At 53.8% G+C, this 20,734-nt stretch carries 18 protein-coding genes and 1 tRNA gene; 11 read left to right on the top strand and 8 right to left on the bottom strand.

Annotated elements, in window-relative coordinates:
- The first annotated feature begins 2 nt into the window (after nt 1–2).
- Nucleotides 3–1,229 (top strand): sodium ion-translocating decarboxylase subunit beta, encoded by a 1,227-nt coding sequence (locus tag JYE50_RS05100; protein WP_084094792.1) that lies wholly within the window; start codon nt 3–5, stop codon nt 1,227–1,229.
- A 319-nt stretch (nt 1,230–1,548) separates the two neighbouring features.
- Nucleotides 1,549–1,743, top strand: a complete 195-nt coding sequence (locus JYE50_RS05095; RefSeq protein WP_084094791.1) for a PspC domain-containing protein — start codon at nt 1,549–1,551, stop codon at nt 1,741–1,743.
- Between the two features lie 251 nt (nt 1,744–1,994).
- On the opposite strand, the gene argF is transcribed toward JYE50_RS05095, so the two are convergent.
- Nucleotides 1,995–2,993 carry an ornithine carbamoyltransferase gene (argF, locus tag JYE50_RS05090; protein WP_084094790.1) on the bottom strand — a complete coding sequence of 333 codons (999 nt, stop codon included), beginning with the start codon at nt 2,991–2,993 and terminating at the stop codon, nt 1,995–1,997.
- Nucleotides 2,994–3,415: 422 nt separating this feature from the next.
- Between argF and JYE50_RS05085 the strand changes: the two genes are divergently transcribed.
- Together JYE50_RS05085 and JYE50_RS05080 are read left to right on the top strand one after the other, a co-directional pair.
- Nucleotides 3,416–4,240 (top strand): XRE family transcriptional regulator, encoded by an 825-nt coding sequence (locus tag JYE50_RS05085; RefSeq protein WP_084094789.1) that lies wholly within the window; start codon nt 3,416–3,418, stop codon nt 4,238–4,240.
- 2 nt (nt 4,241–4,242) lie between these two features.
- Nucleotides 4,243–4,491 (top strand): LexA family protein, encoded by a 249-nt coding sequence (locus tag JYE50_RS05080; RefSeq protein WP_283399152.1) that lies wholly within the window; start codon nt 4,243–4,245, stop codon nt 4,489–4,491.
- A gap of 495 nt (nt 4,492–4,986) precedes the next feature.
- On the opposite strand, the gene JYE50_RS05075 is transcribed toward JYE50_RS05080, so the two are convergent.
- From JYE50_RS05075 to dnaK, 4 genes are all read right to left on the bottom strand, one after another.
- The gene (locus JYE50_RS05075; protein WP_084094787.1) at nt 4,987–5,400 is read right to left on the bottom strand and encodes an Rcat domain-containing protein; all 414 of its coding nucleotides are present in this window, start codon (nt 5,398–5,400) and stop codon (nt 4,987–4,989) included.
- Between the two features lie 289 nt (nt 5,401–5,689).
- Nucleotides 5,690–6,508: a DnaJ domain-containing protein gene (locus tag JYE50_RS05070; RefSeq protein ID WP_179138222.1), complete on the bottom strand. Its 819-nt coding sequence runs from the start codon at nt 6,506–6,508 to the stop codon at nt 5,690–5,692.
- Entirely contained in the window at nt 6,498–7,346 is an 849-nt protein-coding gene (locus JYE50_RS05065; RefSeq protein ID WP_084094785.1) for a DUF5685 family protein, read from the bottom strand. The genes JYE50_RS05070 and JYE50_RS05065 overlap by 11 nt, the downstream gene beginning before the upstream one ends.
- A gap of 11 nt (nt 7,347–7,357) precedes the next feature.
- Entirely contained in the window at nt 7,358–9,109 is a 1,752-nt protein-coding gene (gene dnaK, locus JYE50_RS05060; protein ID WP_084094784.1) for a molecular chaperone DnaK, read from the bottom strand.
- Nucleotides 9,110–9,675: 566 nt separating this feature from the next.
- On the opposite strand from dnaK, the gene JYE50_RS05055 reads away from it, so the two are divergent.
- Nucleotides 9,676–11,058, top strand: a complete 1,383-nt coding sequence (locus JYE50_RS05055; protein ID WP_084094783.1) for an aminopeptidase — start codon at nt 9,676–9,678, stop codon at nt 11,056–11,058.
- On the opposite strand, the gene mutY is transcribed toward JYE50_RS05055, so the two are convergent.
- On the bottom strand, nt 11,042–12,082 hold the full coding sequence (gene mutY / locus JYE50_RS05050; RefSeq protein ID WP_084094782.1) for an A/G-specific adenine glycosylase: 1,041 nt from the start codon (nt 12,080–12,082) through the stop codon (nt 11,042–11,044). The genes JYE50_RS05055 and mutY overlap by 17 nt on opposite strands.
- 250 nt (nt 12,083–12,332) lie before the next feature.
- Between mutY and JYE50_RS05045 the strand changes: the two genes are divergently transcribed.
- The 5 genes from JYE50_RS05045 to JYE50_RS05025 all read left to right on the top strand — a co-directional run bounded on the left by JYE50_RS05045 (nt 12,333) and on the right by JYE50_RS05025 (nt 18,693).
- Entirely contained in the window at nt 12,333–12,617 is a 285-nt protein-coding gene (locus tag JYE50_RS05045) for a co-chaperone GroES (RefSeq protein WP_084094781.1), read from the top strand.
- 173 nt (nt 12,618–12,790) lie between these two features.
- Nucleotides 12,791–14,416, top strand: coding sequence for a chaperonin GroEL (gene groL / locus JYE50_RS05040; RefSeq protein ID WP_084094780.1), 1,626 nt, complete (start codon nt 12,791–12,793; stop codon nt 14,414–14,416).
- Nucleotides 14,417–15,069: 653 nt separating this feature from the next.
- Complete coding sequence (metA, locus tag JYE50_RS05035; RefSeq protein ID WP_084094779.1) at nt 15,070–15,990, top strand: homoserine O-acetyltransferase MetA; 921 nt, start codon at nt 15,070–15,072, stop codon at nt 15,988–15,990.
- A gap of 13 nt (nt 15,991–16,003) precedes the next feature.
- A complete protein-coding gene (locus JYE50_RS05030; RefSeq protein ID WP_084094778.1) occupies nt 16,004–17,389 on the top strand; it encodes a TldD/PmbA family protein in 1,386 nt (461 codons plus the stop codon).
- 2 nt (nt 17,390–17,391) lie between these two features.
- Nucleotides 17,392–18,693, top strand: coding sequence for a TldD/PmbA family protein (locus tag JYE50_RS05025; RefSeq protein WP_084094777.1), 1,302 nt, complete (start codon nt 17,392–17,394; stop codon nt 18,691–18,693).
- Between the two features lie 190 nt (nt 18,694–18,883).
- Here the strand turns inward: JYE50_RS05025 and JYE50_RS05020 are convergent, their stop codons facing one another.
- A complete protein-coding gene (locus JYE50_RS05020; RefSeq protein WP_084094776.1) occupies nt 18,884–19,228 on the bottom strand; it encodes a four helix bundle protein in 345 nt (114 codons plus the stop codon).
- A 137-nt stretch (nt 19,229–19,365) separates the two neighbouring features.
- Here JYE50_RS05020 and JYE50_RS05015 point away from each other — a divergent pair.
- Nucleotides 19,366–19,439, top strand: a tRNA-Trp gene (locus tag JYE50_RS05015).
- A 385-nt stretch (nt 19,440–19,824) separates the two neighbouring features.
- Here the strand turns inward: JYE50_RS05015 and JYE50_RS05010 are convergent.
- A complete protein-coding gene (locus JYE50_RS05010) occupies nt 19,825–20,724 on the bottom strand; it encodes a helix-turn-helix domain-containing protein (RefSeq protein WP_084094775.1) in 900 nt (299 codons plus the stop codon).
- Nucleotides 20,725–20,734: the final 10 nt, after the last annotated feature.

Genomic DNA, 20,734 nt, shown 5'->3' with positions numbered 1-20,734 from the left:
AGATGTTAGAATCCCTCGGAAAACTGGTTACTGAATCCGGCTTTGCCGGTTTCTTCAGCAACCCGGACGGATGGCGCAACCTTGTTATGATCGCCATCGCGTGCGTGCTGCTGTACCTGGGTATCAAAAAACAGTATGAGCCCCTGCTGATGGTCGGTATCGCTGTCGGCTGCCTGCTGGCGAACGTGAGCTCCGTGTTCATGACCGCTGACGGATCCCTGCCGGACGCCCTGTATCATCAGAGCCTGTGGGACGCTTTCCTGGACAACACCAGCCCGTATTATCACAGCTACGGCCATATCATGGCCCACGGCGGACTGATCGATATCCTGTATATCGGCGTTAAGGCTGGTATCTACCCCTGCATGATCTTCATCGGTATCGGCGCCATGACCGACTTCGGTCCGCTGATCTCCAACCCGAAGAGCCTGCTGCTGGGTGCTGCCGCTCAGTTCGGTGTATTCTTCGCCTTCTTCGGCGCGAACCTGCTGGGCTTTGACGCGCAGCAGTCCGCTTCCATCGGCATCATCGGCGGCGCGGACGGCCCCACCGCCATCCTGACCACAACGAAGCTGGCTCCCGAACTGCTGGGACCGATCGCTGTGGCTGCCTACAGCTACATGGCCCTGATCCCGATGATCCAGCCGCCCATCATGCGCGCGCTGACCACCGAGAAAGAACGCGCCGTGAAGATGACCCAGCTGCGTGAAGTGAGCAAGACCGAAAAGATCCTGTTCCCGATCATCGTGACCATCTTCATTGTTCTGCTGCTGCCCTCCACCGCTCCGTTGATCGGCTGCCTGATGTTCGGTAACCTGCTGAAGGAAACCGGCGTCACCGAGCGCCTGAGCGATGTGGCCCAGAACGCCCTGATGAACATCGTTACCCTGTTCCTGGGCATCAGCGTCGGCGCCACCATGGTTGGCTCCCGCTTCCTGACCCTGGACACCATCAAGATCGTTGTGCTGGGCCTGATCGCCTTCTCCTTTAGCACCATCGGCGGCCTGCTGGTAGGCAAGCTGATGTACAAGCTGAGCGGCGGCAAGATCAACCCGCTGATCGGTTCTGCCGGTGTGTCCGCTGTTCCTATGGCTGCCCGTGTTTCCCAGCGTGAAGGCCAGAAGGCCAATCCTTCCAACTTCCTGCTGATGCACGCTATGGGCCCGAACGTGGCCGGTGTTATCGGATCCGCGATTGCGGCGGGATTCCTGATCTCCATGTTTGGCTGATAAAACAAATGAACAAGAGGCGACGTCCAAGACGTTCGCCTCTTTTCATTTGCAGCCAAAAGGAGATCAGGAAAATGAATTATGAAAAAGCACCTCATGTGCTTTTTCATATGAATTATCTGCTTCGCAGATATGAATTATCCGCCCTATGGCCGGATATGAATTATTCGCTGCGCGAATATGAATATTAGAGCGGAGAAGGGAAGTATTAATGTACTTCTAATCTTCTGTCCCTTATTTTCAAAGAAAGGATCAGTATAATCATAGATGTAAACGATGAGTTTACCGATTCGACTGAGATTAAAGGAGATATGAAACAATGAAGAAACTGCACAAGAGCAACAAGGACCGGAAGATCAGCGGCGTTTGCGGCGGTATTGCTGAATATTTCAATGTAGACTCCACCCTGGTTCGTCTGGGATTCGTGGTGATCGGCGCCATGGCCGGCTGCGGCATTATTGCATATATTGTGGCGAGCCTGGTGATGCCGGAAGCGAATGAAACTGAAGATTAATCTTCAGTTCATTCGCAATGAATTATGAAAAAGCACTACATGTGCTTTTTCATATGAATTATCTGCTTCGCAGATATGAATTATTGGCCTTTGGCCAATATGAATTATTCGCTCCGCGAATATGATATATACTTTGAACAAACACACGAACACAATAAAGACACGGGGATAAGTAAAACAATGACGAAGACGTGATGTCTTCGTCATTGTAAGTGAAGAGTGAAGAGTTAAGAGTGAAGAGATAGACAAACTTACAGTTTGTCTGAAAGGGTGGCAGCCATGATGGCTTTGATGGTGTGCATACGGTTCTCGGCTTCATCGAAGACGATGGAAGCAGGAGATTCAAAGACCTCGTCGGTAACCTCCATGCAGTCGATGCCGAACTTTTCGAAGATGGAACGGCCGATGGAAGTTTTGAGGTCATGGAATGAAGGCAGGCAGTGCATGAACACGCACTGTGATCCGGCCTTGCGCATCACATCAGCGGTGACGCGGTAGGGAAGCAAGTCGTGGATGCGCTCTTCCCAAACGCTGTCAGGCTCACCCATGGAGACCCAGACGTCGGTATAGATGACGTGGGCACCGGCAACAGCCTTATCCACATCCGCCTCGAACTCCAGCACAGCGCCGGTTTCAGCAGCGATCTTCCTGCAGGTATCGATGAGGGCGGAATTGGGCCAGTACTTCTCCGGAGCGCAGGCAACGAAGTGCATACCCATCTTGGCGCAGCCAACCATGAGGGAATTACCCATGTTGTAACGGGCATCGCCCATGTAGACCAGCTTGATGCCCTTCAGGGAACCAAAGCGTTCACGGACGGTCAGGAAGTCAGCCAGGATCTGGGAGGGATGATACTCGTTGGTCAGACCGTTCCAGACCGGAACGCCGGAATAACGGGCAAGGTCCTCAACGATCTGTTGACCGAAGCCGCGGTATTCGATACCGTCATACATGCGGCCCAGTACACGGGCAGTGTCCGCGATACTTTCTTTTTTACCGATCTGGCTGCCGGACGGATCAAGATAGGTACAGTTCATACCCAGGTCATAGGCAGCAACCTCAAACGAGCAGCGGGTACGCGTACTCGTTTTTTCAAAGATCAGGGCAACATTTTTCCCGGCACAGCAGGCATGCGGAATGCCTGCTTTCTTTTTGGCTTTGAGATCAGCAGCCAGGTCAAGCAGGGAAGAGATCTCATCGGGAGTAAAATCGAGAAGCTTTAAAAAGCTTTTACCTTTAAGGGAAGACACGTTAATCACCTCAAAAAGCAGAAATATAAAGTAAGTATAAAGGGAACAGACGGGGGAATGCAAGCGAATTCAGAATGCAGAATTCAGAATTCAGAATTAATACTGAAAAAAAGCAAAGGGCTGCGAAGCAACGAGATCCTTCGACTGCGCTCGCTATGCTCGTCCCACTTCGTGGCCCGGGGCTGCCGCCCGTTCTCCACTGAGAAAGAGCCACAGGCTCTTTCTCCAGGCGTTTCGAACCCCAGGATGACATTTTTATCGGAAACCAATATGAATTATTCGCTTACCAGCGAATATGATAATTTGTCATTATAGATAAACAAAGAATTTGTGCTTTGGGAGAAAAGCACAAAATAGTTCTTTACAAGCACAAGAAAATTGTGCTATAATGCAGACAAGCAATAGAAAGAGGGGAAAAGCATATGGCCAGAAGTGATCAGAACGGAATGACCAATGCGGCGGGAATCGCGTACGGAGAGCTGATCAGGCGGCAGCGGAAAGAAAAGAAGATGAACCAGGAAGAGCTTGGCGCCCTGGTAAAGGTCGGAAAGAACGCTGTCGGTGCCTGGGAAGCCGGGCGCAGCCGTCCGGACGTGGGAAGCGTTCCTGTGATCTGTGAAGCACTGGGCCTTTCACTGGAAGAATTCTTCGGTTTTCCGGATAAGTCCGGGGAAACGGGAGAATACAGCGGGATCAGCGGTGAAGAACGGGCAGACCTGCTTCGCCGGTACGGTGTGCTGAATCCCTATAACCGGCAGGTCATCATGAGGCAGATGGATATGCTTCATCAGATGCAGGAAGATACCCGGAAGCCCAGGAAGATCATCCGGCTGTTCCGGAACGAACTGGCAGCATCCGCCGGTCCCGGCGAAACGCTGGAAGCTACCCGCGGTGAAGAGGTATATCTGTTCGCTGACCAGGCTACAGAGACCGCGGATGAAATCATCCGGGTCAATGGTAATTCTATGGAGCCCACCTTTATGGACGGGGACCTGGTGCTGGTAAAGCATGCCTCGAGGGTACGTCCCGGAGAAATCGGTGTGTTTATCTGCGGGGATACAGGTTATATCAAGGAATACCGGGAAGACGGCCTGCACAGCCACAATCCCGCGTATGCCCCGCTTGTTTTCAGTGAGAATGAACCGGTACACTGTGTCGGCAGGGTGCTGGGACGTGTGAGAGAAGATGCCTGGGCGGACGATGAGAGCGTTCGTGCCTGGCAGGAGTACGAGCAGAAAGGAAGATGACAATGCAGAAGCATCCGCCGAGAAACCCCCAGAAAAGAAAACAGATTATGGAATATATGCTGAATTTCGCCACAGAGCAGGGCAGGCAGCCGTCCGTTCGGGAGATCGGAGTGGCGGCAGGACTGCAGAGCACGTCCACGACGGCAGGATACCTTCGGAGAATGGTGAATGAAGGACTGCTGGCCAAGGACGGGAAGGCACACAGGAGCTATTTTGTGACGGAATATGCAAAAGAGCGCTTATTAGCATAAGCACTCTTTAAGTGAAATATTGAAAAGGCATCTGCGACAGCAGATGCCTTTTCAATGTGAAATATCGGCCTATGGCCGATGTGAAATATTCGGCTGCGCCGAATGTGAAATGTGGCTTATCAGCCACGTGATATAATGTGTCGCTTTGCGACGGGATTCCCTTAACAGGGAATGAATTATATGAAAGCAACAAAGTTGCTTTCATATATGAATTATCGGCTTTCAGCCGATATGAATTATTGGCCTGCGGCCAATATGAATTATTGGCCTAAAGGCCAATATGAATTATTCGCTACCGCGAATATGTAAGTTACTGTGCTTCGCCAGGTCCTTCGACTGCGCTCTCTTCGCACCGCCCACTTCGTGGCCCGGGGCTGCCGTCCGTTCTCCACTGAAAACGAGCACACTGGCTCGTTTTCCGGGCGTTTCGAACCCCAGGATGACAATTTTATCGGAAGCAAATATGAATTATGCCCTTTGGGCATAAAATAATTATCAGGAACGTTGCTTGAACTGGTGGCCGCAGCGGACACAGGTGATATCCTTTTCGCCGGCACCGCGCTTGATGCGAAGGAGAACCTTGCAGTTGGGGCACTTGAAGTATTTATAGTCCTTACGGTTCTTCATGCGCTTGGCGAACTGGGCGGACTTCAGCTTCCAGTTAGAGGTGAGGTCGATATATTTGCGGTTTTCCGCAATGCGCTTCTCGTTATTGCGGGAGAGCATACGGAAGATCGTAGTGACATAAAGGGCCAGGCCGATGAAGGACAGCAGGCCGCTGCCGATAAAGCTGCTCAGGATGGAAAGGACAAGACCGGTGATGAAGGTAAACATACCGAGATTGTCGAGACCATGACGGCCGAGCATGAAACGGGAAAGAGATTCACGGAGACGCTGGAGAAAGTTCATTGTTGGGGACTCCTTTCGGAAATGGTTTATGGGAATCCGCCGTAGGCGGATTTACTGAAAACTTAAGACTTAAAAATGAATAATGAATAATGGTGGAGAAAACAGCACAGGGTGCTGTTTTTTTGAATTGATAATACCAGGGAGTCTGGCTCAGGACCGCGAACGGCGGGACGGTTCTTTCGTTCCGGGCAAGCCGTAACGCATAGAACCGTCCCAGCAGTTCACTCATCAGTTACGGGTTGCAATTAGCCATATCGACGGATCGTTCCGCTCCGGATATGGTATATTCTTAACAGAACATACCATATCTTCCACAACCGCCGAGACAGCAGTTGCAGAACATGTTGGCGACGAAGCAGGTGAGGCAGGGATTGGAGCAGATGGCTCCACGGAAATCGTAGCCGCTGCTTCTTGCCTGGCGGTAGGCCCGGCGGCCGGACTCGATGGTGTTCAGCAGGGCCTGGAAATCGGGATCGTTGGGCTCCATCCGGACCGCGGCACGGGCATGGTCCAGGGCGGAGATCCGGTTGCCGAGGCCCAGGTCAGCCCGGGCATAGAGGGCATGCCAGTCAGCGTCATGGGTGGGAACCCGGTTCAGCAGGGTGATGGCGTCATGGTACCGGTTGGCCAGGACGTGGTTTTCAGCGGTCTTGAGTTCCGGATTTGAGTAGCTGCGGGTACGGTACTGGGTCCGCTGCTGCTGGTACTGCTGGCCGCCGAAGAAAGCGGAGAAGGGATCAAAGCCAAACCCGAAATCCCCGAAGGGATCCTGCTGCTGACCGCCGCCGTAATTGCCCTGGTTATAGCTGTTCTGGCTGTAGCCGCCCTGGGAACCGCCCCAGGCGCCGCCGAAGGGATTATAATAACCGGAAGAACCGGAAGTGCCGGACGAGCCATAGGGATTCTGATATGGATCGCGGCCGGTCTTTTTGATCTGGAGGGCGCGGGTATAGGCCTCGTTGACCTCCTTCATCTTTTCCTCGGCTGTTTTATCGCCCGGATTCAGGTCCGGGTGATATTTCTTGGCCAGCTTGCGGTAAGCTGACTTTATTTCATCCTCAGTGGCGGAAGAAGAGAGACCGAGGACCGCAAAGGGATCATTCGCCACGGGCATCCTCCTTTCCGCGCATCTGTTTGGTTTTCAGCGTGTAACGCTGCCAGACGCCGCTGTAAAGTACATTCCTGAGAAGGTCCAGATCCTGTTCCAGGGGAAGGATCTCGAAGCTCTCTGTCGCTTCAGCGACCAGGAGCTCCAGGGTTTCGAGGCAGAAGGCCTCATAATCCGGCCGGTCATGCCAGCCCTTGAGGGGATTGAAGCGGCCTTTTCTGATATCCGCGTCATAATCCTCCCAGGCATCCATCCAGTAGATGAAGCGGCCAAGGCCGTTGCCTACGGACCGGAGAACAGGACTCCAGGTGTCCGCGGGTTTGGGAACGAAGACCGAGCCGAGCATTTCACCGGAAAGATTACAAAGCCTGTCCGGATCCGGAGAGGAGGAAGATTCCTCTTCCCACAGCTCTTTCAGGGCTTTTTCAACGCCTTTGGCCTGTTCCGGCCAGAGGGAACGGACTTTATCCGCGGATTTGCGGAAGAGGGCTTCTCCGGCCTTTCCGCGCAGGGAATGATCATCCATGTGCTGGTCCTCACACTTCCAGAAGAAGAGGAGGGCATTCATATCCGCCGCGTAGTCGATCATGGGTGAAGAGAAATACTCATGAGACTTCACCGGATGAATGGCGCAGCGGGAACGGGCATTTTCGGATTCCGGCTCATAAAGCGAGGAAAGCAGCAGGGCCAGGAATGTCATATCATTGCTGAGGGAAAGACGACCGGTCTGGCCGTGACGCTTCCGCAGGGCATGACAGACACCGCAGTAGAAAGCCCGGTACCGCTGCTTCTGCTCATCCGTCAGCACGGAGAGCACAGGGGCAATATAACCGAACATGCAGGGCCTCCTCAGGCGTCATAGGCGCCGTCGTCATTCTCTCCCTCCGGATTGGAGGTATAGGTGCCGACGGAGCGAAGGATCGTATCCAGGTCCTCGGAAGCGGTTTTCATGCGGTATTCGTCATTGGCGCGGATGGCAGCCTCCAGGGCAGCGATGGAGCTGTCCAGGCGGGATTTGTCATCATCCTTCAGCTTCTTGCGGGCACGCTTTGCCTGATTGAGCAGGTTTTCCGCGGCGTCCTTTGCCTGCTGGGACTGCTTGCGCTGCTTATCCTCAGCAGCGTAACGCTGGGCATCCCGGATGGCACGGTCGATCTCCTCCCGGCTCATGTTGCCGGAACCGGAGATGGTGATATCCTGGCTGCGGTTGGTGCCCAGGTCACGGGCAGTGACATGGACGATACCGTTGGTATCGATGGAGAAGGTGACCTCAATCTGCGGGATGCCGCGGAGTGCCCGGCGGATACCGGTGAGGCGGAACTTGCCCAGGGACTTATTGGCAGAAGCGATCTCCCGTTCACCCTGCAGAACGTTGATCTCCACGCTGGTCTGGAAATTAGCCGCGGTGGTGAAGACCTGGGAATGCTGGCAGGGCAGCGGAGAATTGCGGTCTATGATCTTGGCGAAGACGTCGCCCAGGGTCTCAATACCCAGGGAAAGGGGCGTGACGTCGATCAGAACAATGGAGTTGACGGTGCCGGTGAGCACGCCGCCCTGCAGGCAGGCGCCCATGGCAACGCATTCATCGGGGTTGATATCCCGGGCCGGCTCCTTGCCGGTAAGCTTCCGGACTTCCTCCTGGACGGCAGGGATACGGGTGGAACCGCCGACGAGCAGGACACGGCTGAGATCCGAAGCCTTCACACCGGCATCCTGCATGGCCTGCTGCACAGGCCCGCGGGTGGCGGACACCAGGTGGGCGGTGAGGTCATCGAAGCGGGCACGGGTGAGGGTGCACTCCAGGTGCATGGGGCCGGAAGCATTCTGCGCCAGGAAGGGCAGATTGATGACAGTAGACGTGGAAGCGGAAAGCTCGATCTTGGCTTTCTCGGCAGCTTCCGCCAGGCGCTGCATGGCCATGGGATCCTTTGAGATATCCACATGGTGCTCCTTGCGGAATTCCTCCAGCAGCCAGCCGACGATGCACTGGTCAAAGTCATCGCCGCCGAGGTGGTTGTTGCCGGCAGTGGCAAGGACCTCGATGGTGTCGCTGTTGATCTCCAGGATGCTGACATCGAAGGTGCCGCCGCCCAGGTCATAGACCATAACGCGGCAGGGCATGCCCTTATCAAAACCGTAGGCCAGGGCCGCGGATGTGGGCTCATTGATGATCCGCAGGACGTTCAGACCGGCGATAAGGCCGGCATCCTTGGTGGCCTGGCGCTGGGCATCCGAGAAATAAGCGGGAACGGTGATGACCGCGTCTGTGACGGTCTCACCGATATAGGCTTCAGCATCCGCCTTCAGCTTCTGCAGGATCATGGCGGAGATCTCCTGGGGCGTATAGCTCTTGCCGTCCACCTGGAAACGCTTGTCCGAACCCATATCCCGCTTGACGGAAGAGAAGGTGCGGGAAGCGTTGGTGACGGCTTGACGCTTGGCGGTCATGCCGACAAGGCGCTCACCGGACTTGGTGAAAGCCACAACGGAAGGAGTGGTACGGCCGCCCTCCGCATTGGGGATGACAACCGCGCGGCCGTTTTCCATGAAGGAGACGCAGGAGTTGGTGGTGCCGAGGTCAATGCCGATTGTTCTTGCCATGGGATAACCTCCTAAGGGAGATGTAAGTGAAATATTCGGCTTCGCCGAATGTGAAATACGCCTTCGGCGTGTGAAATGTTTTCCGCAACCTCAATGGTCGTGACTCTCCACTGGAGAGCTCACTCCCTTTCGGGTGACCTCACCTCTGATGGTATATCAGCCACTGGCTGCCCTCAGAGGTTCGCCCTGCGGGCGGGGAGAGTGAAACCTTCGGTTTCTGTCAATGCAGAATTCAGAATTCAGAATTCAGAATGGCGGAAGAAAAATCCCGGGCGGGATTTTTCCTTGTATATATTATTGTAGATATTTCATGAATGTGAGTATGATATGTGAAATGTAAGTGAAAAAAGCGCTGAAGCGCTTTAATGATATAAATCCGCAAAGCGGATTTGTGATATATTCGGCAAAGCCGAATGTGATATATTGACCTGCGGTCAATATGATATATTTTGCTGCGCAAAATGTTTTAGTTAGTTATGCCTTTTATCTGGTCATAAACGGGCAATGTATTTATATTGTTTTTATGTGGGCGTGGTGATAAGATAGGGCATAAGGAGTGTGAGAGCATGGAAAGACCCAATGCATGGAAAAACTACACAAAGACGGACCTGAAGAAGCTGGAGGACATCGCGAAGGAATACAGGGCATTTATCGACGCCGGAAAAACCGAGCGTGAATGCGCTGTGGAAGCGGTGGCCATGCTGGAAAAGGCCGGATATATCAACCTGGAAAGCCTGATCGGCGGCGGGAAAAAGCTGAAGGCAGGCGACAAGGTATACCTGAACAAGATGGGCAAGGCCATCCTGACCTTCCATATGGGCAAAAAGCCTATGGCAGAAGGCATGAACATCGTTGGTGCCCATATCGACAGCCCCCGGCTGGACATCAAGCAGAACCCGCTGTATGAAGACAGTGATTTCGCCCTTGCGGACACCCACTACTACGGCGGCATCAAGAAGTACCAGTGGACTGCCCGGGAACTGGCACTGCACGGCGTTGTGGTGAAGAAGGACGGCACCAAGGTACAGATCAGCATCGGTGAAAAGGATGATGACCCTGTTGTGGGCATCAGCGACCTGCTGATCCACCTGAGCCAGGAACAGATGGGCAAGAAACTGGGGGAAGCCATCACCGGTGAAAACCTTGACATCATCCTGGGCGGAAGGCCCCTGAAGGGTGAGGAAAAGGAACCGGTCAAGGCCCAGGTGCTGCAGATCCTGAAGGAAACCTACGGCATTGAGGAAGAGGACTTCATCTCCGCGGAGATCGAGGCCGTTCCCGCCGGAAAGGCACGGGACTTCGGCCTGGACCGCAGCATGATCATGGGCTACGGCCATGATGACCGTGTATGCGCTTTTGCTGAACTGAAAGCGGTGCTGAGCCTGACAGCCACTCCGGAATACACCTGCTGCGGTATGCTGGTGGATAAGGAAGAGATCGGCAGCGTCGGCGCGACCGGCATGCAGAGCAACTACCTGGAGAACGCGGTGGCGGAGATTCTGGAGCTGCAGGGCAATTACAGCGAGCTGAATGTCCGCCGTACCCTGCGGAACAGCCGGATGCTGAGCTGCGACGTGAGCGCGGGCTTTGATCCCCTGTACGCTTCCGCCTATGAAAAGAAAAACGCCGCCTGGCTGGGCAGGGGCGTATGCTTCAATAAGTTTACAGGAAGCCGGGGCAAGAGCGGATCCAACGACGCGAACGCCGAGTTTATGGCGAAGCTGCGCAGGATCATGGATGACAACAAGGTGTTCTGGCAGACCGCGGAACTGGGCAAGGTGGACCAGGGCGGCGGCGGAACCATCGCCTATATCTGCGCGCTGTACGGCATGGAAGTTATCGACAGCGGTGTGGCGGTGCTGAACATGCACGCTCCGATGGAAGTAATCTCCAAGGCGGACCTGTATGAAGCCGTGAAGGCCTACAAAGCCTTTATGCTTGACGCGTAAGGACTTTGACAGCGGCGTTCATGGCTGCCGGAAGGGTGAGATCCTTCAGGTGATCCAAAGGAATAAACTCGTAACCCGCAGGCGCGGAAGCAGACGCTTCCGCGTCTGTTTCGTATATCCGCATCTGCCAGACCTGGTGGGTGAACACATGACGGGCCGGACCGGCATCCCGCAGGGAAGAGAGGGAAAGGTGCAGCTTTTTACTGACCACAGGCAGCAATTCATCAGCATGAGATTCGCCTTCAAACATGGGGAAGCACCAGAGACCCTGGAGGAGGCGTTCCGTGCGCCGGCGCATGAGGACGCGATCGCCGGAGCGAATCAGCAGAACCGCGTACGGGATGACTTTCTGGGGTTTGGCCTTAGGCAGGACGGGCAGATCCGACGCGTCCCCGGCCTTACAGGCGTCACAGAAGGCGGAAAGGGGACAGACAGCACAGTCCGGCGTACCGGGTACGCAGACAGTGGCACCCAGGTCCATGACGGCCTGATTGTGATCCCCGGGGCGCTCCTCCGGCACAAGGGCTGCGGCCAGCTCCTCAATATGTTTCCGGGTATCCGGCTGGAGGGCATCCGTGCGGATACCGTAAATACGGGAGAGAACGCGGATGACGTTGCCGTCCACGGCGGGAACGGGGACATCATAGGCGATGGAGGCGATGGCACCGGCGGTATAGGGTCCGATGCCGCGAATCTTCTTCAGCTTTTCCGGATCCCGGGGCAGGACACCGCCGTACTGTTCCATGACATCCATGGCTCCGTTATGGAGATTCCGGGCACGGGAATAATAACCCAGACCTTCCCAGGCTTTCAGGACATCCGCTTCCGGGGCTTCCGCCAGGGCAGGAAGGGTCGGGAAGCGGGAAAGAAAACGATCATAATAGGAAAGAACCGTTTCCACACGAGTCTGCTGCAGCATGGCTTCACTGACCCAGGTACGGTAGGCGTCATGAAAGCCGCGCCAGGGAAGATCCCGGGCACAGCGGTCATACCAGTCAAGCAGGGCAGCGGTCAGCGGATGCATATATCAAAAGCTCCTTCCGAACAGGTCAGAAGGATTGTAACACAAGGCTTTCAGCAGGAGAAACGAAGAAATACGGCGAAAACGGGAGATCGCAAAAGAAAATCAACGTAAAAACAAGAAAAATACATGATAACGGGCGGACAAACACTTGCGGAAAAAGGGTAAAAGCATTATATTACTCTCTGGTTGTTAGCACTCCATCAGTTTGAGTGCTAAAAACAAGCAAACGAACGACAGGAGGAATTAATCCATGACTGTGAAGCCGTTGGGTGACCGTGTTGTCATCAAGAATTGCGAAGCAGAAGAAACCACCAAATCCGGCCTGATCCTGACCAGCGCCGCTAAGGAAAAGCCCCAGATGGCTATTGTTATCGCTGTAGGTCCCGGGGGAAACGTGGACGGTAAAGAGATCACCATGCACGTGAAAGCGGGCGAGAAAGTTATCTATTCCAAGTATGCCGGCACCGAAGTGAAGGTGGACGGAGAAGAACTGATCATCGTAAGACAGAGCGATATTCTGGCTGTTGTTGAATAATTTGCCTGCAAATTATTCAACAAGGTGAAATATTGAACCGCTGTGCGGTTCAATGTGAAATATTCGGCTAAAGCCGAATGTGATGAATACTTTTTACTCCATGTGTATGAAGGCTATATTGACTGATCTGCCTGACAGAACATGAGAGAAAGATAATAAAGGAGTAATGAGCTATGGCTAAGAAGATTCAGTATGGCGAAGAAGCGCGCCGGAGCCTGGAAAAGGGCGTTAACGCGCTGGCCGATACCGTGAAGATCACCCTTGGACCGAAGGGCCGCAATGTGGTCCTGGACAAGAAATACGGTGCTCCCCTGGTCACCAACGACGGTGTGACCATCGCCAAGGAGATCGAGCTGGAAGACCCCTTTGAAAACATGGGCGCCCAGCTGGTGAAGGAAGTTTCCACCAAGACCAATGACGTTGCCGGCGACGGCACCACCACCGCCACCCTGCTGGCCCAGGCCATCATCCGTGAAGGCCTGCGCAACCTGGCTGCCGGCGCGAATCCCATGATCCTGCGCAAGGGCATCCAGAGCGCTACCGACGCCGCTGTTGAAGGCCTGAAGGAACAGAGCCAGCCCATCAACGGCAAGCAGGCTATTGCCCAGGTTGCCGCCAACTCCGCTGCTGACGAGAACATCGGCAAGCTGATCTCCGACGCTATGGAGACCGTTGGCGCTGACGGCGTTATCACCGTTGAAGAAAGCAAGACCATGACCACCGGCATGACCACCGTGGAAGGCATGCAGTTCGACCGCGGCTACTCTTCCGCCTACATGGTCACCGATACCGAAAAGATGGAGGCTGTTCTGGACGATCCGCTGATCCTGATCACCGACAAGAAGATCAGTGCCATCCAGGAAGTCCTGCCCGTTCTGGAGCAGGTTGTGCAGACCGGCAAGAAACTGCTGATCATCGCTGAGGATGTTGAAGGCGAAGCCCTGAGCACCCTGGTGGTCAACAAGCTGCGCGGCACCTTCACTTGCGTGTCCGTCAAGGCCCCCGGCTTCGGCGACCGCCGCAAGGAAATGCTGCAGGATATCGCCATCCTGACCGGCGGTACCGTGATTTCCTCTGAGACCGGTATGGAACTGAAGGAAGCCACCGTTGACATGCTGGGTAAAGCCCGACAGGTCAAGGTGAACAAGGAAAACACCACGATCGTGGACGGTGCCGGCGACAAAGAAGCCATCAAGAACCGTGTTGCCCAGATCCGTGCCCAGATCGCTGAGACCACCAGCGACTATGACCGTGAGAAGCTGCAGGAGCGCCTGGCCAAGCTGGCCGGCGGTGTTGCGGTGATCCAGGTCGGTGCCGCTACGGAAGTCGAAATGAAGGAACGCAAGATGCGGATCGAGGACGCCCTGAGCGCCACCCGTGCCGCTGCTGAAGAAGGTATCGTTCCCGGCGGCGGAATCGCCCTGCTGAACGTGATCCCGAAGGTTGCCGCCCTGCTGGACAACTGCGCCGGCGACGAGAAGACCGGTGTGCAGATCGTCCTGCGCGCCCTGGAAGAGCCGATCCGTCAGATCGCCCTGAACGCCGGTATCGACGGCAGCGTGATCGTTGACCACATCAAGTCCGCCCGGAAGCCCGGCTACGGCTACGACGCCCTGAAGGGTGAGTACGTTGACATGGTGGAACGCGGCATCATCGATCCTACCAAGGTTACCCGCAGCGCGCTGCAGAACGCGGCGTCCATCGCGGCGATGATCCTGACCACTGAATCCCTTGTGGCTGATATTCCTGAACCCGAACCCGCAGCACCCGCTGGTGGAGGAATGGGAGGCATGTACTAATAAATTCTGATCTCTGAACAGAATTTATTAGTAAATGAAATATGAAAAGAGCATCTGCTTTCGCAGGTGCTCTTTTCATGTGAAATATTGGACGTCTGCGACGTCCAATGTGAAATATTCCGCTTCGCGGAATGTGAAATATTCGGCTGCCGCCGAATGTGTGATAATGTGTCGCTTCGCGACGTGATATTTGCCTGCGGCAAATATATAGCGCTGCGCTGGGCTTTTGGGGAACGAGGAGATTGGGGAAGAAAGAAAGAGACTGATGAGTGAACTGCCGGGACGGTTCTAAACGTTTCCGGCGAGCCGGAACGGGAGAACCGTCACGCCCGTTCGCGGTCCTGAGCCAAGCTCAGTCCCGGGGTACTCATCAGTCAGGAAGGATGCGGGAGAGGGTATTATTGCAATGTTGGCGGAGAAGTATACAATTCGGTAGTTATACCGGGAGTAGAAAAAGGGAACAAAATAGAGATACGGGGAGTTGAGCGTATTCACAGGATGTTCATATGGTTTTCAGGGAAGAAAACTTGATAAATACGGGGGTAAAAGGTACAATATGCGTCAGTACACCGAATAATACCAGTCACTGGGAATACGGAGTAACATAAAAGCCGCAGGCTGATATGAAACCTGTTACGGAAGGATGATGCGCAATGCCGATCAAGATCTCGAACGAACTGCCGGCGTACAAAACGCTGACGGATGAGAACATCTTCGTGATGACGGAAACACGGGCTACGACCCAGGATATACGTCCGCTGAGGATCGCCATTGTGAACCTGATGCCTACCAAGATCGATACGGAAACGCAGCTGCTGCGGCTTCTGGGCAACACCTCGCTGCAGGTGGAAACGGAACTGGTGAAGATGCAGAGCCATGTTTCCAAGAACACCTCCGCGGAACACCTGACAGCGTTCTATAAGACCTTTGATGAGATCAAAGACCAGAACTTCGATGGTATGATCATCACCGGGGCGCCGGTGGAACAGATGGCCTTTGAAGAGGTGGAATACTGGGACGAGCTGTGCGGGATCATGGAGTGGAGCAAGACACACGTGCACTCCACCTTCCATATCTGCTGGGGAGCGCAGGCAGCGCTGTACTACCACTTCGGGATTCCGAAGGTACCGCTGGGAAAGAAGCTGTTCGGCGTATTCCCGCACAAGGCAGAGCGGAAAAACTACATCCTGCTGCGGGGCTTTGATGACGTGTTCATGGCACCCCACAGCCGGCATACCACTGTGCGGCGGGAAGACATGGAAGCCTGCGGAAAACTGAAGATCCTGGCCTCCTCCGAAGAAGCGGGTGTGTACGCGGCCATCACGGAAAACGGCCGGCAGGTGTTCATCATGGGCCACAGCGAGTATGACCCGCGGACACTGGAAAAGGAGTACCTGCGGGACAAGAACGCGGGCCTGCCGATCGAGGTGCCGAAGAACTACTATCCTAATGACGATGATACCCAGGAACCGCTGGTAACCTGGAGAAGCCACGCGAACCTGCTGTACGCGAACTGGCTGAACTACATGGTATACCAGACAACACCGTATGACCTGAAAGAAATCAGCAAATGAAAGGAAAAACAAGATGCTGAAAGACATACTGACAAACAAAAAAGGATTATTTGAAACCGGAGTTCATACCGAACTGCGGGGACAGATCAACCGGAACCGCCGGGTGGTACTGGTGAACGGCGATGTGATGGGCAATGTGCGATCTGAACAGTCTGGCGTTTCCGCCCGGGTATACCGGGGCGGCGTTTACGGATTCTCCTCCATGGCCGAATACACCGATGAAGCGGCTGAAATGGTGCTGAAAGCGGCGACCGAAAACGCCGCCTTCATGGACAAGCACGCAGGCATCGGCAAGCCCGCCCTGCCGGCAATGACCCTGAAGCAGCTGCCAACACAGGAAGATATCCGCGACTGCGAACAGAAGATCTATGTGGACTTTGCCCGGGAGATTGACGCGTATATCGCGAAGAACTGCCCGAAGCTGGTCTCCCGCGCGGTGGTTTCCATGGAAGACTCCATGGAGAAGCTGATCGTAACCTCTGACGCGGCCAGCGGACATATCCTGGCACCCCGGTCCTATGTATATGTGGAACTGACAGCGATGACAGACGCAGGAAATCCTGTGGTGCTGTATGTTCCCTTCGGCGGCAAGGGCACATTTGACAAAAACTTCAGTGATTCCGCTGCCTACTACGCTCAGATCGACAAGCTGTATGAGCGGCTGATGCAGAAGCGGGAAGGCGTATACGCGGAAGCCGGTGAGAAGACTGTCGTCCTGGACGGCATGATGACCGGTATGCTGAGCCATGAAGCTGTGGGACATACGGTTGAAGCCGACCTGGTGCTGGGCGGCAGCGTGGCGGCCCATAACCTGAACAAGAGAGTTGCCAGCGACCTGGTCACCCTGAGCGACTTCGCCCATACCGCGTTCGGCAAGGATTGCCCGCTGCCGGTGTATATTGACGATGAAGGCACCGAAGCGAAGGACGTAACGCTGATCAAGGACGGTATCCTGACCGGATACATGAACAGCAGGGAAAGCGCGCAGCACTTCGGCATGGAAGCCGCCGGAAACGCCCGGGCCTGGTCCTTCTCCGACGAGCCGCTGATCCGGATGAGGAACACCACCATCCATCCCGGCAAGGACAAGCTGGAAGATATGATCGCGTCCGTGGATGATGGTTATTACCTCATTGACTCCAACAACGGACAGGCAGACACCACCGGCGAATTCATGTTCGGTGTGACCATGGGATACGAGATCAAGAACGGTAAGCTGGGCAAGGCCCTGCTGGACACCACGATCTCCGGTGTGGCATTTGAGATGCTGAAGACCGTTGACATGGTGGGAGACGAAATCTGCTGGGTCAGCTCCGGTATGTGCGGAAAGAAACAGCCGATGCCTGTTGGCATGGGCGGACCGGCGCTGCGCTGCAAAGTGAAGATCGGAGGCCGTTAAGGATGGATAAACTGAATAAACTGGCGCAGGAGATCCTGGCCGAAGCGAAAACGCAGGGCGCGGACTACGCCCAGAGCAGCGTTATAGAAGAAGAGAAAAAAGAATTCAACGTGGACGGCGGCCGTTTCTCCCTGATGCGGACCCTGTTTAACCGTACCGTGGTCATTACCGTGATGAAGGACCAGCGGAAGGGTACAGTGTCGATCAACCGGTTTGACAGCGAAGCCGTAAAGAATGCCGTGAAGGACGCCATTGCTGCCGCGGAAAGCGGACAGCCGGACGCTGCCTGGCAGTTTGAAGACAAGCCGGTGGAAACGGAATATACCGAAGGCGCGCCGGAATGCGATACGGATAAGCTGTTTGAGCGGACGAAGGAACTGCTGGAGACGATCAAGGTAAAACATCCCACGATCATCATGGAACAGATGATCACGGTGCATACCAGCTGGAAGATCGTGTACATGACCAGCAACAACGTGATCTACCGGTCCAAATCCGGTAACTATCACTTTGACCTGATGTATTCCGCCCACGAAGGCGAGAAGGGAACATCCTTCTTCGGCAGCGGCGTGACGCTGAAAGACCTGGACAAGCCAGTGATCGAAACCGGACTGATCGAACGGGACCTGGCGAGCATCGAACAGCAGCTGGATCCCAAAGCGCTGGAAGGCAAGTTCACCGGAACGGTGGTCATGGCCCCGTACGCGCTGTCCGGAGTTGTGCTCAGCACCATTATGAGCAATTTCGTGAGCGATATGTGCCTGATCGACGGCACCAGCATCTGGAAGGACAAGCTGGGCGAACAGGTTGCGGATCCCCGTCTGACCATCAGCTTTGAACCCTACAGCGATGATGTTGTCGTGCGCGAGCGGCATACCGGAGAAGGATACCCGACCGAGAACTTTGACCTGATCAAAGACGGCAAGCTGAACAGCTTCTGCCTGAGCCAGTACGGCGCCAACAAGACCGGCAGAACACGGTCCGGAAATGATGGAAGCAATATCCGGATCAAGGCCGGCGAAAAGACGCTGGAAGAGATCATTGCCGGTATCGATAAGGGAATTCTTGTGATGCGGTTCTCGGGCGGACAACCCGCGTCGAGCGGAGAATTCTCCGGTGTGGCGAAGAACAGTTTCTATATTGAGAACGGAAAGATCGCATACGCACTGACGGAAACAATGATCAGCGGATGCGTACCGGAAATGCTGCAGAATATTGTTGATATTAGCAGTGACAGGCTTGTTGACGGGGAAGTCAGTGTGCCGTATGTGGCGTTTGATGGAGTCACGATAAGCGGTAAATAACCGCTTATCGTGAATGAATTATAGGAGAAGCACAAAAGTGCTTCTCCTATATGAATTATTGAGGGACAATACATGAAAGTATTGCCCCTCAATATGAATTATCCTGCTTACGCAGGATATGAATTATTCGGCTGCCGCCGAATATGTAAGTTACTTTTTTAATTGGTTGATCCAAAGATTGATCAACCAATTATTTGTTTCCTTTAGCGGTATTTATAGATGAAACAAGGATACGCCGTATCGTATCACATTCATTGCGAAGCCTCTGGATTGAATCGTTATCGCATAATGAGGCTCTGGAAAACAACTCCAGCCAGTATTTTGTTTCGTGGCATTCCTTTAGCGCAATCTGAAGCTTGGAAATAAAATCAGGCTTGCTTTGAGCATAGCAGGATTCATGTATATTTGCGCCTACAGATGTGGCGGATCTTTCCAGCTGATTAACAAGAGATGAATGACCTTTTATTTTTCCGGTTAGCTGCAGAATAGAAACAGAGAAATTCATCGATAAATCCAACAGTTTATTCTCCTGCATAATATCACCTCTTTATGAGTATACAGGAAGAATACAAAAAGGTGCAACAAGAAGTGGAAGAAACAGAGATTATGGGAAAAATAAACCTTGACAAAAGGGGCAGAATTTTCATATAATGCCACTGTTGCGAATGCAATAGGGGCATGGTGTAATGGTAACACGTGGGTCTCCAAAACCTTTGTTGAGGGTTCGAATCCTTCTGCCCCTGCCAAGAGAAAACCTCCACATCTTGTGGAGGTTTTTTCGCAGGCAAAATGAAATAAAGGATTCGAACAGAGCCGTAATGAATGACAGCCCGGTGGGCTGTCAGAACGGCGAACGGCTTTTCCGCAGAAAAGTCGAATCCTTCTGCCCCTGCCAAGAAAAAACCGTTGATGAAAATCAACGGTTTTTTCAATGATATTCGGCTTACGCCGAGTGATATTGCTTCGCAATGATATTCACCTTCGGTGAATGATATTGCGCTTTGCGCAGTGTTATAGACTTTTACGCTATATTCAGCGTGGAAACAGACTATAGTCTAATGCGGATAAGGTAATTAAGAAAAGAAGCCCGTTGATGCGTATCAACGGGCTTTTAGTATTCATAGGAATGGATCAGGTTTTGTCGCCGCGTTTTTGGTGGAGTCGGACCTGGGCACGATACTCACTGGGGGAAACGCCGGTGAGTTTTTTGAAGGAACGAAGGAAATTGGAATAATCGCCGAAGCCGCAGAGATAGGAGATCTCACTGAGCGTCAGGGGCTCAAAGAGCTTCTGCTTGGCCAGGATGACGCGGCGGTAAAGGATATAGTTATAGACGCTGTGATGGATATAGCGCATGAACTCATGGGACAGGGTGGAGACACTGATGCCGAAGGTTTCGGAAAGGCTTTCCAGGGTCAGAGGCTCCATATAGTGCTCATTGATATAGACAAGGACCTGATGCATCATCGGGTTCGCCGTGACAGCGGGAAGCTGGGGAGAGGAACCGCGCAGGGTATCCAGGATGATGCGAAACAGGGGAAGGATATAGGTGAGATCCCGGAAACGGTCCACAGGAGCATTATTCTCACCGTTTTTCATGACGGTGGACATGTAGTTCATGCATTCATCCGCAATCTCGCGTTTCAGGGAATAGATGAGGCAGCCCTGACCCTTTGTGCGCTCGGAGAGGAACTGGATCAGGTCAATCTGGCCGCAGCCGACAGTGGCCAGGAAATCCGTGGAGCAATAGAGGTAAGCCCGTTCATAGCGGGGAAGGGTCTGCTCACACATGAGGCCGTGCATGTGGAACGGAGGAACGATGATGAGCTGATCCGGCTTGAGCATATAGACTTCGTTGTCTACGCCAAACTGGCGGGCACCGCTGATATGGAGATAGATCTCATAAAAATCATGACAGTGGAAACCGTAGTGCTGACGATTGAAGGAGATACCGTAGAAGCCTTCATAATCACTGCGTCCATGGCTCATGGAACAATAACCGAAGTTGGATACCTGCTGGGAATAGCTCATGTTTTCCTCC

It is taken from the genome of Aristaeella lactis, from assembly GCF_018118585.1.
In the GTDB taxonomy this organism is placed as follows: Bacteria; Bacillota; Clostridia; order Christensenellales; family Aristaeellaceae; genus Aristaeella; species Aristaeella lactis.
This window is presented reverse-complemented; position numbering and strand designations above follow the sequence as displayed.